We start from the raw sequence: 13,766 nt of genomic DNA on the forward strand, positions 1-13,766 counted from the left end.
TTGTAGCACAGATCGATAGATTAGATCAAGCTCTGAGTCACTGGACAAAATATACGAAATAATTTCTCTGCCCTCTGACATACAGTTCCGCAGTCCAGCCACAGGCAATCGTCCATACGATTCAGGAATCATTCACGGTTTCGCAGGTTATTTTCCGATTGATGCGTTTCATCAATCCCTTGAGGACCTTACCGGGACCGATTTCATAAAACTCATCGAAACCATTATCTAGCATCTTACGAATTGAGTCTTCCCACAAAACAGGGCTAATCACTTGTCTTATCAGCAATTCGCGTATTTCGTCTGGATCTTCATGAATTTCAGCATCCACATTTGAAATAACAGGAATTTCCGGCTTTTTAAGCCCGACTCCTCCCAGCGCCTCCGATAACTGACTATCGGCAGGTTTCATAATCTCTGTATGAAATGCACCTGCTACTGCCAAAGGAATTGCACGGCCTCCCTCTTGTTCGGCCAACTCGGCTGCCCGTTCACAGGCACTGTTTTCACCAGAAAGTACAATATTTCCAGGGCACAGGTAATTAGCAACCCAGATCTTTCCAACAGAGGAAGCGGCTTCACAAATTTCAACCACCTTTTCTCGATCGAGAAGCAGAATACTGACCATTCCAGAAGGATTTGCATCTGCAGCTGCCTGCATCGCTTCACCACGTCGTTGTACAACACGCAATCCATCTTCAAAAGTCATCGCACCAGCAAAGACTAGTGCTGTATACTCTCCCAAACTTAGACCCGCTGCCATTTCACAAGCTAAGACTTTGTCGGGAGAATCAGCCCGGAGCATTTCTAAAGCCGCAAGGCTGGTCACAAACAAAGCAGGCTGACTAACAACCGTTGAGTCCAATTCTTCACTGGGACCTTCAAAACAGAGCTTAGCTAAATCGTATTGAAGAATTTCAGCGGCACGATTAAAAAGTTCCTGAGCAGCCGGATATTTTTCGACAATCGTCTTGCCCATACCGACATGCTGAGCACCCTGTCCGGGAAACAAAAAAGCGATTCTGCTCACTGGTCGATCCCTCTATGATCTATACTGCTAAAAACGTTAAGAATGCCGAGTTATGCTACAGGCTTTTGAGCCAGATGCTCGGCAATCTGTGAATTGATGCCACGATCCTTAAATGTGGCACTCCCCTTCAAAGCATTCGAAATCGACTGAGCATCACTGGATCCATGGCAAATAATACAAATACCGTCAATTCCGAGTAAAGGAGCCCCACCTGTTTCGTGGTAACGATATCGCTTCCCCATATCCATAAACGCCCGTTTAGCCTGATCACGTTCTGTATCAAGGCTACCTAATATCTGCTTTGAAGCCTCTTGCATTAGAAAATCAGCCATTCCTTCACTGACCTTTAATACAACATTACCCACAAAACCTTCACAGATGAGAACGTCAGCCTCTCCTTGATAGAGCCCTCGACCTTCAACATTTCCGACGAAATTATCCTTGAGAGGTCCCTCACTCAATAAGCGGTAAGTATCACGGTAAAGATCGTTTCCTTTACCATCTTCGCTGCCGATATTGATCAACCCGATCTTAGGAACTTCGACTCCCAGTACTTCGCGCGCATAAATTTCGCCCATAATCGCGTATTGATAGAGATGGGATGGACGCGCTGAAGGGTTCGCCCCCACATCCATCAATACGGCATGACCTGCTATCGTAGGCAAAGTGACTGCAATTCCGGGTCGTTTGACGTCCTTCAAAAACAACCGTGTTTTTAAACCCGAAGCTACCACAGCCCCGGTATTTCCAGCACTGACGACGGCATCCACTTCGCGAGCTGCCATCATTTTCCAACAGATCGAAATAGAGCTGTCAGGTTTTTGACGCATTGCGTCGGTGGGCTTTTCTTCCATGCCCACAACCTGAGTCGCATGGGCTACCGACAAACGATCTCCGCAGTAGCCGGAAGCTTCGATCTGAGAATCGATTTGATCTTGCGGTCCAACAAGCACGACATTCAGTGCAGGATCCGCCTGTAACGCTGCGATTGCGCCAGTAATATTAGGTTCGGGGGCGAAATCCCCCCCCATTGCATCCAGTGCAATCCGCATTGATGCTTAATCCTCAGTATCAACGATGGTACGCCCTTGATAGAAACCACAATGAGGGCAAATGGCATGTGAAGGTGACGCTGTTCCACATTGTGGACAGTATGTTGGTTTGGAAACCTTAATACTATTATGACTGCGTCTCTTACGAGAATTAGATTTCGACATCCGCCTTTTAGGAACTGCCATGAAAAAGACCGCCTTAAAACATCTGACTTAGCATAAACTATACGAGAAAAACAACTTACCGTAAACTACTGATCCTGTAAGCGCACGGAGATCTCTCTTACCAGCTTTTCTGACAGGAATCGAACATACTATGCAATTTTTAAAACAACTGTCAAGCTACAGGGGACGGAACAGTCGATATCAGAAGTGATATTTTTATATTGCGAAACAAGAATAAAACATCAGTACACATTCTTGAATGCAATTTCCTCAGAAAATCGAGAGTTATTATGATGGATCATTATCTCAAACGAATTGTTTTTCGGCAAATTTCACTCAATCTCACTATTTTAACGGTCTGTCTATGCTTGCAACAAAATGTGATGGCTCAGACGAATGGAAATCGTAATTCACAACCGATGACTCCGACAGAATTGCAGGCATTTGGCAAGCAGATCCAACAGACAGTACGTTCTCAGGACGCAGTAAAATTCCGTGAATTATTCGACTGGCAAACATTTATAAATAGGACACTCGCTGAATTCGAACAGAATCCAGCCGTCCAGCAATCTATGAAACCGATCCGCCAGCAACTACAAGCAACTTATGATGGAACTAACCAGGGGATTGATAGCGAATTGCTGGCTGAAATTGCTAATGGAGCTGATTATCGCTTTTTAACTATGAGAAAAGAGCAGAATCAGTACAAAGTCATTTTCCGCTTTCTTAGACCAGACTGGAGTTTGGACTACCACGCCTTGATTATTGAAAAACATCAATCTGGCAATTTAAAGATTATTGACATCGATAGCTTTTCTACCGGTGAATTGCTCTCGCAAACGATCAAATGGTCTTTAATACCGGAAATCCAGAAAGCACAATTAAATGTTCAAAACAAACTGAATGCTGAAGAAAAAAGCCGCATTCAAGAGCAAAAAAAATTATACGACTTTCTAAACCTCTCCTCAGGAAAAGGCGATCCCTTTCAAGCCTATCAGCAACTTTCCAAGCAGTATAAAGGAAGAAAAACCGTTTTATTGAGACTGGCTCAAGATACCATCGAAAAAGAGAATCACAAAAAATATCTGCAAGTCTTGAATGTGTTCCGTAAATACCATCCGGGTGATTCAACCGCAGAATTGTTAAGCATCGATTACTTTGTATTAATGGGCGATTATGCCTCAGCTTTGGAGTGTCTTGATCGCTTAAATGCCTCAATCAAAATCGTCGACCCTTACCTTTACTCTTTACGAGCAGGCATCCTGATCGAAATGGGTGACATCGTCTTGGCAGGGAAATACGCGGGAAAAGCAAGCGAAATTGAACCGAACTTATTACAACCCTATATGCATCTCATCAATATTTCCGTAATGCAAAGCAACTTCGATCAAACCATCAAATATCTGGACATCTTGAAATCGAAATTTGGTTTTTCATATGAAGATCTCGATCTCAGTGAATTGGACAACTATACCAAATTTACGAATTCTACCCAGTTTAAAAAATGGAAAGCGAACCAAAAGTAATTGCAGGTTTGATCAGCTAATACAGGTAAATCATCTCGCCGTTGTTTGTTTCAATGTCGGTAAGACATTACACTGTTTGAGCGCCTGCAAGGGATAAAAAGTTCCACTATAAGTAATGAAATGCCAGCGGTCGGTGTTAAGTGACCTTGTCCACCAGCGTCCCGACTCGCGTTGATTTTTCAGCAACCATTGAATGCCTTTTTGAATCCGTGGATCGTTGGCGGGCACACCATTTTCGCGTAAAACAAGAATCGCCAAACCCGTCTGATGCCCATCACTGGCTGGATTCTTCCAGGCATTAGCAGTTTTATCAAATTCGGTTTCTTCGCGTAACTTCTTTGCACGATTTCCTCGCCCCCAGGCTTCAGGGGCTGCAAAAGTACGAATGGACCAGCCCCCATCGGGTCGTTGATGCTGCATCACCATCTCGATCAATGCCTGTTTCTTCTCATCACTGATCAAATCCGGATAGCGGGCCGCCGTCCATAAGAAAATCAGTCGGCCGTAATCGTGTGCTGGCTCCGTATTCTGTAAGTAAGCTTTAAGCCTCTCTACTCCAGACTGTAAAGTCTCGTCTTTTAAACCATCTAACCAGCCTGGTGCAGAGGAAAGTGCTCGCGCTGCGACAGTCGCTCCCTGAAAGTTGCTCGATTCTAACGGAGGCCAGCAATCCGCATTGCCCCAACTCCCATCCTTTGCCTGCAAGCTCAACATAAACCGCAATGCTTCGTCGGTCTGAGGTGAAAGCGTTTTACTGATATGCCGATCCCACTCTGCTAATCCTGCTGCAATATAAGCTACCTGAGTTGGCCGAATTCCTTTTAGTAACTTTTCCCGATCCATGGCTTTCAATTTTCGTAGCTCCTTAACAAAGAAGTCACGACTTTCACTGGACGGTGGCCCTAATTCCCCACTCAACTCAGGTCTGGAAAAAAGATACAGACCATTCGTGTGGCAACTGATACATTTCCGCTGCTTCGTCCAGGCGAGCGCTCCCTGTTCGAGATAACGGTCCGCCAATTCAAGCGAAAATTCTTGACGAATCGGCTCATCGGCGCTCGCTTGTGGAATGGCAATGTTCTCATAGTGATACTGAAGTTTTTTACTTTTTTCAGGTGTTTGTGCCATCGTCAAAGACGAACTAACCAAAGTCAGCGCAGCAAACGAGACGATTTTAAAATTGCTCATCAACCAGACTCCGTAAAAAGTTCAGACATGTTCTCAGAAGATTCCGCTCCACGTAATCAATCAGCATATCTACATGTTTTGTCTTCCACCACTCAAAACAGCAAAATCACCTACGAATCTACAGAGTTTGAGACCAATCAAAAATAGTTTGGGGCTCTACTTATAATGAATACTTGGCACCTAAAGCTGCTCAAAGTTATCATATAAATATATAACCAGACAGTAGATTCTTGCCCCTCGTAATAGGAGTCGTGATGGATTTCAAATGGTTTATGGCTTCTTCTCTTGCTGCAGACGCTTATGCAGGGATTCAAAAGTTAGATAACACCATCAAAAGTTTAGAACAAAGGCTACTGAACCTGGAAATGCAAAATTCAGAAAAAGAAATTGTATAGTTTTGAGGGGAATCGAGTGACTCGATTCCCCTCAAAACAGAAGCTCAATTAATTTTCATCATTTACCAATCTCTCATAGACTTTGCTTAGAATTCACCCACAACCTGTCCATCGTCTCGAACAGCGAGGCGTTGAAACGTGGAATTGATGTCTTGAACGTGAGTTGCCACTGAAACAGTGCCTTTTTTGTAATCGATATTCTCGCTCAAAAAGTGGACCGATCCATCACAGAACACAAAATGGGCGCCCCCTACATGATTACTACTAAAACCGCGCACATCGTGTTCTCCCCCGACAATCGCGTTGATGCCATTGTAAGTCAGACCAATCGCAGCCAGCCCGTTCCCTTTTCTGGCATAGCTGCTACTTTGCGTATTATTCGAACCTGAGAACCCAATTACATTGGCTCCGCCAACTTTGTTTGCTGTTTTGTAGATATACGCTCTTTCGCCAGCAAGGAGCGTGTTACTCGTTCCATCGGTAATGTCACGGAAACGAATGTTCGAATTAGCGAAACCAATTCCATGAGCGGGACCGTATTGAATCCGATAGACAGCAGGCGTCGTGCTGTCCCAGGCGTTTGCCACCATGACATAATTCGAACGAGCAATCTGATAGACAGTGGTGCCATCAGTCACATTGAAATCATATCGATCAGAAGCCGATTCATAATCATTGAGATTGGGTCCTGGATCGGAAGGACAGAGAAAGACCGTCATCGGTTTTTGCAACGCTTGACGCACGGTGGCATTTGCTAAGTTTTGGTCAAGGGTCACACTGCCTGTATTGAGTAAATTGTACAGAGGAGCCTGATCCATGAAGGGCAACACGAACGTTGCCCACCCGTAGACTCCCAACTCTCCCATGTTGCAAGCAGGCCAGACACCTGTCGTATTACAGGCTGTTTTTGTGATATAGCCTGGTGGAAACGTGTTATGCGCAGAGTGATAGTTGTGCATTGCCAAACCAATTTGCTTCATGTTGTTTTTACAAGACGACCTCCGTGCAGCCTCTCGCGCCTGTTGCACAGCGGGTAACAATAATGCGATCAGAATAGCGATGATCGCAATGACCACTAATAACTCAATCAGAGTAAACCCACTTGAAATTTTCATTCGGCCTTTGTTCATAACGGCTCTCCTAAAAGAAAGATCATACAGAAACCCCAGGCGCGCATAGGGACAGGCTGATGACTCAATATTGAGATAACTTAACTAGACTTCATCTCAATATCGTATGTGTTATCACCTGGTTTCACATTAAGACTCAGTTCACTCTTGATACCATATTTCACAGGGATCGCTGGACCGGAGTCGTCGATACCCCATTCCACTCGGACGCTGCAGGGTCCGATTTTGACTCCTTTTGCATCAATCAGATAGAACGCTTCGTAAAACCCATCCGGGTTCGCTTTTGCAGTTGAGGGACGTCCTTTCTCGGGTTCGAAATATATCGTGACGTCAGGAAGCGGTTTTCCATCGAGGGTAATGGTTCCATGAACTCTACCCAGTTCGGGCATATCTGGAGCACGGTCACTACAACCAACGCTCATTACGACCATTATTGAGAGAGCAGCAAGCAACATCATACGTGTCATGGTTTCCCTTTCATCCTATAGAGCCACGATTCCACTTTTGAAGTGAGCGAAAACAGCTGCGAGGCTCGATGGTTATTAAGAAATGCGGAAAACACCATCACTGTCTGTAGAACTCAGAACAACTTTAGTATCTGAGTTCTCCAATGAAATAACAAGATGAATTTAAAGATTCGTTCCTTTTTCGCTCACAGATGGAAATCCTTTTATATGAAAGAGAACTTACTCAAATCATATTTTTTTTAGCATAGTCAGACTGTGCACGTTACCATACGAACTTCTCAATGGATTAATGGGTTAGCAGTTCGTATTCTGAGAAAAGGAAACCACGCAATGAAACATTTCGCAAAACGTTTATTAGTAATCACACTCTTCAGCACCAGCACTACAATCGCCCTTGGACAAGACGCAACACAACCAAAACAGATTGAGCCAATAACTGTTCAAAGCAAAGGGATCATTCTAATCATTCCCAAGTCTCGAGCAAAATTATTGGCATACAGTGCATTAACAAATACTTGGAGTGAGACAAAGATATTAATAGAGGAATCATCTATTCCACACGTTAAGATTAATCCTGTCGTCTCAAATTCACTCGCTGCTTGTAAATTTGGCCAAGAAGTTCACGCCTATTCTGCAAAGTCAGCCCTCTGGGCAAAATTGAAACTACCACACGCTAGCAAGAGTCATCTCACGATTGGTGACAATTTAGTGATAGTCTATGTCGAAGAAAAGCAAATTTCGAAACTTTACATCTTCGGCGAACACTCAAAGGCATGGTCAGGGGTCGATCTCACCACTGGAGAAATACTGCTGAATCCGCAGCAGAAAAAATAATAATTGAGTAAGTTTCCAATGAGTGTATTCCATCACAAAGCAATTCTAGTCAAAAAAGAAAGAACCAATTGCTGGTTCTGTTTCTATCCCGATATAGTCAGTGCAGACTCACTTTTCGGAGAGTTCTGCTTAGACATAGATGATTGGTCCATGATGATTACCCAAAGCATTGACCACCCACAATCTGATCGGTCCGTAGCAGCACTGGTCAGCAAAATACGAAGAGAATACCAAACATCAAATGAAGTTCCATCAGAAATTTACTTCATAGCTTAAATATAATCTCTTAAGAATAAATTCATATAGTGAGGAGAAATGAGTGACTCCTGAAAAAGCCCGAGAAACTATTCTAATACATAGTGGTTGCCATCCAGATCTTGATAGCTTTCCACACTGGAGAAACGGATTTCTCGGATCGTTACGACCTTTTAAAGAACTTAACGAAAAGAACTTAACTGAAGTAATCACAGCTATAACTGCTCTACCTGAATTCCCCTCGGAGCTTATCGTTATTCAATCACTCTGGGAACTTAGCACGCGTACTAGGCTCTGGGGCTTAGACCCAGACGGAATGCTGCAAAGAAATAATTTACTAAGTCCTCAAGATACAGAATTACTCCTGTTGTGGGTACGCTGTACAGAGCAAGCAGTTAGCAAATTGCTCGCTGGAGGAAATCCCAACGAAGCTCTTGAATACTATAAGCAGAATAAACCAATCTAGTAGAATACATCTCAGTTCAAGTATGAAAGAAACACCAATGCTCTGATCAATTTGTGTCATGGCTATTTTACGAACAAATTTGAACACAGGATCCTATAAGGTTTACATAAAAATCTATTTGAATATTGTAGATCGACGTCTCAAGTAATTTGGAATCAAAAACACCAAGGTCAGCCAAATACAATGGATTTACTTGATCGCCTGCTTCAACACGATGCGTGGACCACACGGCAGTTATTAGATGTCTGCGCGACACTCAATGATGCTGAGCTTGATCAGGAATTCGATATTGGTCATCGAACGCTGCGTGCGACATTGGACCATATCATCCACAACATGGAGGTTTGGACCTCATTGATGATGCAGGAAGAAATTCAGAAGCAATCGAACTTAACTATTCTGGGAATGACTCAGCGGCTCGCTGTCGCTGAAGAGCGACTCGCAAACCTTGCACGAAAAGTTGCAAAAGATGATGCATGGGACGAATTATGGACAGATCATCTTGATGATCCACCACGAGACAAAGCCTATGGAACAAGCATCGCGCACATTATCACACACAGCATGCATCACCGTGCGCAACTGCTCTATATGTTGAGAGTCTCTGGTGTAAAACCACTTCCCGAGGGGGATGTCTTTAGTTGGGAGCACAACGATAATCTGACCTTCTAAAAAGTAACCATACGCGTCAGACGAATCTTGATCACATTGATTAATCAAGTTCCATTCAGAAACAGGTTCCGGTAACGTTTACTACTACAATCGTTGAAATCCTTCGAACCGCAAAGTCCGAACTTGAAATAGGTTGTCTACGAACCTTATTAAGTCAATCATCTCCGAAAAAAGGTCAAAAAATCACTCCATTTCTAGACACAGGGGGGAGTGCGATGTTGAAATGGGCATTATTCGAACTGGTTCCTGGAGTAAAAAGTGTCGATCCCACCTAAACAACCTCAGATCAATAACTGGCCTGCCGCACGTAAGATCCTGTGGGTGGTCCTCTTTATCTGCGCGATGGCAGTGTTCGCGCCTGGTTACATCGCAGCCCTGAGACCTGACGAGGGACAAATCTTTGATTTTTTTAAGGAGTGGGCCTCTGTTAAAAATCGAGCTGCTGGAATGCCTGTCTACTCAGACCAGCGGGTGGCGCTAAAAAAACACCTCAATCTCAAACTGACAAATTCGAACGGATTTTTTGACCAGTACAATACTCATCCTCCGACAGCAAACCTGATTGCCATCCCGTTTACCTGGTTAACCTATCGTGATGCCCACCTGACATGGAACCTTGTGTCACTTGGTATGCTCTGCCTCGCATTGTACTGGATTGTAAAAGGTCTTGAGATTCAGATGACTGTCTGGTCGACAATCGCATTACTTACTTTGCTTCTGGCCTGTGACCCTCTTCAACAAAGCCTGATTCAGGGTCAGCCCAATCTGCTACTGACTCTGCTGATCGTCGGTGCCTGGAAAGCTGGCAATTCAGGAAGATCTTTCGTTTCGGGAATGTGCCTGGGCTTAGCTACTGCCATCAAAATCTACCCGGCCTATATATTTTTGTACTTCCTAGTTCGACGCGACTGGCGAGCCATCTCTGGAGGAGCTGCCTCTTTTGGTCTGATTACCCTGCTCACTACTGCGATCTTCGGGGTCGACACGTACCGCGATTACCTTACGGTCGCTTTACCCTCACTGGCCGACGTCACCAACAACTGGAGTAATGCATCCCTGCTTGCATTCTGGAAACGACTCTTCGAACACTCAGCAGACACCATACAACCCCTTGTGAATTCGCACACTTTACTACAAATTTCAGTCTGGTCGTCCTGGCTCGTGATGACAGGATTGGTGGTGGCGTCGATCTGGAAAACGCGAGCCGAAAAGTTCAGTGATCGGGGATTCGCGATTACCATCACCGCCATGTTACTCATGACCCCAACCACCTGGCATCATTACTTTATTTTACTCGCTCTGCCAATTGGGTTACTGCTGGCATTATCGCAGCCACATACAGGAAAACGCTGGGTTGTGAATTTAGTCATCTTTGCTCTGGCCCTCAGTCCGCGTGTTGTCTGGGCACTCGCAATTCATTCTCAGAAGGCCGGCACACCGCAGGGAATTACTCCTTGGGAAAACGGTGGCATGGTGGCCCTTCCCTGGCAATCACTCACGGTACTTTCATATCAATTTTATGCACTGTTGGTCATCATCGTACTCCTCTGGCCAAACAAAGCAAATCAAGCCGAAGAAACAATCGCATCTCAAGAAAATTGAATCAGGAGCAAGAACCACTAAGAGTCACTGCTTAATTTTCACAGAAACTTTACCACTATTATCAGCCAGTTCATGCCAGGCATCTCGACAACGCAGAAAGAGCTTACCACTGACAGGTGCTGTGAAGCTGCCAGTCTCACCCAGCTCAAATTCATCGCTGAGAGTATACTCGCCCTCATCGTTCTCAGAGAGCACAATACCTACTAACATACCGAGCCCGTCCTCAGAGCCTATTGCTGAAGTTGGCTTTGCATCTCTATTTGTTTTCCACTCTCCTTCCACGGAAAACTGATATTTCTGCCCTTGTTCTACTAAAGTTCGAGAGGCCTGCCAGCCTTTACTGGCTTCGATTTTCGTGAGCAAACCACGCACGTTATTGGTTTTTCGGTATTTGGTTTTCCAGTCCCATTGACACAGATCACAGCGGTACCCTTGATCGAAATGTTCCAGAAAAAACAAATATTCAAATGAAATTTCACGCGCCATGGAACCGTAGGTTTGATTAAACGAAACCGGCTTCTTCATCAACAATCCCAATCCCAACGGACGAAACCGGGGTGAGTAATTTGGGTTGGTTGCCAGCAGGTGACACAAGGCCCACCGCCAGCAGTAATTCTGCCAGGAATCACCTGAAATCGATTTCGAGTTCACGATCTCATTCAAGCTTTGGGGTTCACTGCTTTTAATATAGTTCAATACATAAGTGGGGCAGTCGACCGCAATCGGTTGTCCTTTTTTAGGAAGGGCCTTCCAGTTATGCCCCATTTCTGCCATACCTTCGCTGTACCAGACTGGTCCTGTACGGCCAAAATTTTGAGTGCAATAGGCGTGTACTGCTTCGTGTTGAGGTGTTCCTCGATCCGCTGTCGCATATACAATCGCTTTAGCGGAAACGATCTGATTACCACGATAGGATGTGCGGCCCATCGTCACTCCACCACCATTGGCTACAGACTGTGCCCCACTGGGATGGAGGCTACCACGTGGCCAGTTAGAAAGGTCTTTAACAACATAACACTCGATGACCTTACGATTTGGACTACCCCAGTAAGTTGAAATAATCTTCAACATTTTTTCCAGTCGTTCGAGCAAATCTTTCGCATCTGCTGGCTCTAAGTCAGTATGAATCAGAAAATTCTTAGATCGGTAATCAGCGGGAAGTTGGGCCTCTTGTGAAGCAGCTTTTTTATTTCCGCGACGTTTGCCTTGCGCATTGAGACTGTTAACGGGGTCAGCGATAAGACAAAGAATAATGATAAAAGCCGTGGCTAAGAATGTTTTTTTGTGACCTGCTATCACATTCACAGGCGGTGGTCCTTTCGTTTATTTCAGCCCGGCTTCGTTGATTCCTGAAAATACCTCTTATCATTCGTAATTCAATTCTAACATACTCCTCAAAGGATGCACATTAACTTCTTTAAACATAAGAGAACACATCCCAAACACTTGATATGTCCGCTCGGGCTCTTTACCCTAAAATGATCAAGTTTTTTAAGAAGATTTAGTTTTATTGCCATTTGCTCAAAAGTGAGGGGCTTCTCCATGAAATATTTAACGTATTTTCGGTCTGGTTTGTTACTCGGTCTGATGATGATTACCCACTTGTCATACTCGAGTTATACATTTGCTGAAGATGTGACCTGGAAAGCGGGATCAGCCAGTGTCGTGATCACTCCAGAAAAAGACCTCTGGATGGCCGGATACGGTGGTCGTACAGCGCCTGCCGAAGGTAAATTACACGACCTCTGGCTCAAAGTCTTAGTGATTGAAGCCAGTAATGGCCATCGTGGCGTGATTGTCTCAACGGACACATTGGGAATTCCGCAATCTATCTATAACAATGTCTGTGCGGCACTCAAAGAGAAATTCGATCTCGACCGCAACCAGATTATGCTCAATAGCTCTCACACTCACTGCGGTCCTGTTTTGCGAGGGGCGCTGCATGATATCTATCCCCTAAATGCAAATCATCTCAAAGACATCAATGAGTATTCCGACAAACTGGAACAAAAACTGGTCACTGCAGTGGGAACCGCCATTAAGAAACTTGAACCCGCCTCACTTTACTCAGGCAAAGGATTTACGAGTTTTGCAGTCAACCGTCGCACAAATAAAGAAGCAGAAGTCCCCAAACTTAGATTGGCTAACGAATTAAAGGGTCCAATTGACCATTCCGTTCCCATTTTAGCTGTGAAAGACAAAGCTGGGAAACTGAAAACCATCGTCTTCGGCTATGCTTGTCACAATACCACACTGAGTTTTCAGAAATGGTGCGGCGACTATGCCGGGTTTGCTCAGTACGATTTGGAAGCCATGTTTCCAGGAGTGACCGCTATGTTCTATATGGGCTGCGGTGCAGATCAGAACCCGCTTCCTCGCAGAACTGTGGAACTGGCCCAGTCTTATGGTTCACGATTGGCTCATGCAGTGGCAGATGTTGTTCGTCTTCCAATGGTTGAACTGGACCCCGAATTGAAAACCGAGATTGAGATTATCGACATCAAATTAGGAGCTCATCTTAACAAATCAGAGTTAGAAAAAATTGCCTCTGGTAGCCCGGGTTCCTACAGAACCCGCTGGGGTTCAAGGTTACTCAAACAACTTAACTCCGGAAAACCCTTTATCAAGTCGTATCCCTTTCCTGTTGAAGTCTGGAGACTCGGCAAGAAACAGCTCTGGATTGCAATCGGTGGTGAAGTCGTAATTGACTACGCACTCGCCATGAAAAAAGAATATGGTCCCGACACCTGGGTAACGGGCTATGCGAATGATGTGATGGCATACACGCCCTCACTGAGGGTTCTGAAAGAAGGAGGTTACGAAGGCAACACCTCCATGGCCGTTTATGGAATGCCCTCACATCGCTGGTCTGAAGAAATCGAAGATAAAATCGTTGAAAGTGTGCAACGACAGGTGAAAAAGATCCGTGATGGAAAATAGACCTTGCCTTCGTTAAAATAGAGTTTTGTTCCCAAGCTTCAGCG

14 protein-coding genes are annotated in these 13,766 nt (G+C 44.7%); 7 read left to right on the forward strand and 7 right to left on the reverse strand.

The window, feature by feature from the left end; translation table 11 throughout:
• Window positions 1–121 precede the first annotated feature (121 nt).
• From fabD to rpmF, 3 genes are read right to left on the reverse strand one after another with little or no spacing between them, the layout of a single operon-like run.
• The gene (gene fabD / locus V202x_RS24475) at window positions 122–1,030 is read right to left on the reverse strand and encodes an ACP S-malonyltransferase (RefSeq protein WP_145179425.1); all 909 of its coding nucleotides are present in this window, start codon (window positions 1,028–1,030) and stop codon (window positions 122–124) included.
• 50 nt (window positions 1,031–1,080) lie between these two features.
• Window positions 1,081–2,082, reverse strand: a complete 1,002-nt coding sequence (plsX, locus tag V202x_RS24480; RefSeq protein WP_145179426.1) for a phosphate acyltransferase PlsX — start codon at window positions 2,080–2,082, stop codon at window positions 1,081–1,083.
• A gap of 6 nt (window positions 2,083–2,088) precedes the next feature.
• Window positions 2,089–2,268: a 50S ribosomal protein L32 gene (gene rpmF, locus V202x_RS24485; protein ID WP_144988196.1), complete on the reverse strand. Its 180-nt coding sequence runs from the start codon at window positions 2,266–2,268 to the stop codon at window positions 2,089–2,091.
• A 269-nt stretch (window positions 2,269–2,537) separates the two neighbouring features.
• On the opposite strand from rpmF, the gene V202x_RS24490 reads away from it, so the two are divergent.
• Window positions 2,538–3,773 carry a tetratricopeptide repeat protein gene (locus tag V202x_RS24490; protein WP_145179427.1) on the forward strand — a complete coding sequence of 412 codons (1,236 nt, stop codon included), beginning with the start codon at window positions 2,538–2,540 and terminating at the stop codon, window positions 3,771–3,773.
• Between the two features lie 30 nt (window positions 3,774–3,803).
• Here the strand turns inward: V202x_RS24490 and V202x_RS24495 are convergent, their stop codons facing one another.
• Complete coding sequence (locus V202x_RS24495; RefSeq protein ID WP_145179428.1) at window positions 3,804–4,961, reverse strand: prenyltransferase/squalene oxidase repeat-containing protein; 1,158 nt, start codon at window positions 4,959–4,961, stop codon at window positions 3,804–3,806.
• A gap of 254 nt (window positions 4,962–5,215) precedes the next feature.
• On the opposite strand from V202x_RS24495, the gene V202x_RS27655 reads away from it, so the two are divergent.
• Window positions 5,216–5,356 carry a hypothetical protein gene (locus tag V202x_RS27655; RefSeq protein ID WP_197993081.1) on the forward strand — a complete coding sequence of 47 codons (141 nt, stop codon included), beginning with the start codon at window positions 5,216–5,218 and terminating at the stop codon, window positions 5,354–5,356.
• Window positions 5,357–5,442: 86 nt separating this feature from the next.
• On the opposite strand, the gene V202x_RS24500 is transcribed toward V202x_RS27655, so the two are convergent.
• On the reverse strand, window positions 5,443–6,486 hold the full coding sequence (locus V202x_RS24500; protein ID WP_315851524.1) for a DUF1559 domain-containing protein: 1,044 nt from the start codon (window positions 6,484–6,486) through the stop codon (window positions 5,443–5,445).
• 80 nt (window positions 6,487–6,566) lie between these two features.
• Window positions 6,567–6,953, reverse strand: coding sequence for a carboxypeptidase regulatory-like domain-containing protein (locus V202x_RS24505; RefSeq protein ID WP_145179429.1), 387 nt, complete (start codon window positions 6,951–6,953; stop codon window positions 6,567–6,569).
• Between the two features lie 330 nt (window positions 6,954–7,283).
• Here V202x_RS24505 and V202x_RS24510 point away from each other — a divergent pair, with 330 nt between their 5' ends.
• The 4 genes from V202x_RS24510 to V202x_RS24525 all read left to right on the forward strand — a co-directional run bounded on the left by V202x_RS24510 (window position 7,284) and on the right by V202x_RS24525 (window position 10,782).
• Window positions 7,284–7,787, forward strand: coding sequence for a hypothetical protein (locus tag V202x_RS24510; RefSeq protein ID WP_145179430.1), 504 nt, complete (start codon window positions 7,284–7,286; stop codon window positions 7,785–7,787).
• A 319-nt stretch (window positions 7,788–8,106) separates the two neighbouring features.
• On the forward strand, window positions 8,107–8,508 hold the full coding sequence (locus V202x_RS24515) for a hypothetical protein (RefSeq protein WP_145179431.1): 402 nt from the start codon (window positions 8,107–8,109) through the stop codon (window positions 8,506–8,508).
• A 183-nt stretch (window positions 8,509–8,691) separates the two neighbouring features.
• Entirely contained in the window at window positions 8,692–9,180 is a 489-nt protein-coding gene (locus V202x_RS24520; RefSeq protein WP_145179432.1) for a DinB family protein, read from the forward strand.
• 258 nt (window positions 9,181–9,438) lie between these two features.
• Entirely contained in the window at window positions 9,439–10,782 is a 1,344-nt protein-coding gene (locus V202x_RS24525; RefSeq protein ID WP_145179433.1) for a glycosyltransferase family 87 protein, read from the forward strand.
• Window positions 10,783–10,806: 24 nt separating this feature from the next.
• Here V202x_RS24525 and V202x_RS24530 read toward each other — a convergent pair whose 3' ends face one another.
• On the reverse strand, window positions 10,807–12,087 hold the full coding sequence (locus V202x_RS24530) for a hypothetical protein (protein ID WP_145179434.1): 1,281 nt from the start codon (window positions 12,085–12,087) through the stop codon (window positions 10,807–10,809).
• Window positions 12,088–12,324: 237 nt separating this feature from the next.
• Here V202x_RS24530 and V202x_RS24535 point away from each other — a divergent pair, with 237 nt between their 5' ends.
• Window positions 12,325–13,722, forward strand: coding sequence for a neutral/alkaline non-lysosomal ceramidase N-terminal domain-containing protein (locus V202x_RS24535; RefSeq protein ID WP_145179435.1), 1,398 nt, complete (start codon window positions 12,325–12,327; stop codon window positions 13,720–13,722).
• The last annotated feature ends 44 nt before the right edge of the window (window positions 13,723–13,766 follow it).

It is taken from the genome of Gimesia aquarii (assembly GCF_007748175.1).
Lineage (GTDB): Bacteria > Planctomycetota > Planctomycetia > Planctomycetales > Planctomycetaceae > Gimesia > Gimesia aquarii_A.

Bases quoted from the DNA above. Each gene is read 5' to 3' on its own strand.
- plsX (WP_145179426.1), bottom strand. From the start codon at position 2,082: ATGCGGATTGCACTGGATGCAATGGGGGGGGATTTCGCCCCCGAACCT.
- rpmF (WP_144988196.1), bottom strand. From the start codon at position 2,268: ATGGCAGTTCCTAAAAGGCGGATGTCGAAATCTAATTCTCGTAAGAGA.
- V202x_RS24490 (WP_145179427.1), top strand. From the start codon at position 2,538: ATGATGGATCATTATCTCAAACGAATTGTTTTTCGGCAAATTTCACTC.
- V202x_RS24495 (WP_145179428.1), bottom strand. From the start codon at position 4,961: ATGAGCAATTTTAAAATCGTCTCGTTTGCTGCGCTGACTTTGGTTAGT.
- V202x_RS27655 (WP_197993081.1), top strand. From the start codon at position 5,216: ATGGATTTCAAATGGTTTATGGCTTCTTCTCTTGCTGCAGACGCTTAT.
- V202x_RS24500 (WP_315851524.1), bottom strand. From the start codon at position 6,486: ATGAACAAAGGCCGAATGAAAATTTCAAGTGGGTTTACTCTGATTGAG.
- V202x_RS24505 (WP_145179429.1), bottom strand. From the start codon at position 6,953: ATGACACGTATGATGTTGCTTGCTGCTCTCTCAATAATGGTCGTAATG.
- V202x_RS24510 (WP_145179430.1), top strand. From the start codon at position 7,284: ATGAAACATTTCGCAAAACGTTTATTAGTAATCACACTCTTCAGCACC.
- V202x_RS24520 (WP_145179432.1), top strand. From the start codon at position 8,692: ATGGATTTACTTGATCGCCTGCTTCAACACGATGCGTGGACCACACGG.
- V202x_RS24535 (WP_145179435.1), top strand. From the start codon at position 12,325: ATGAAATATTTAACGTATTTTCGGTCTGGTTTGTTACTCGGTCTGATG.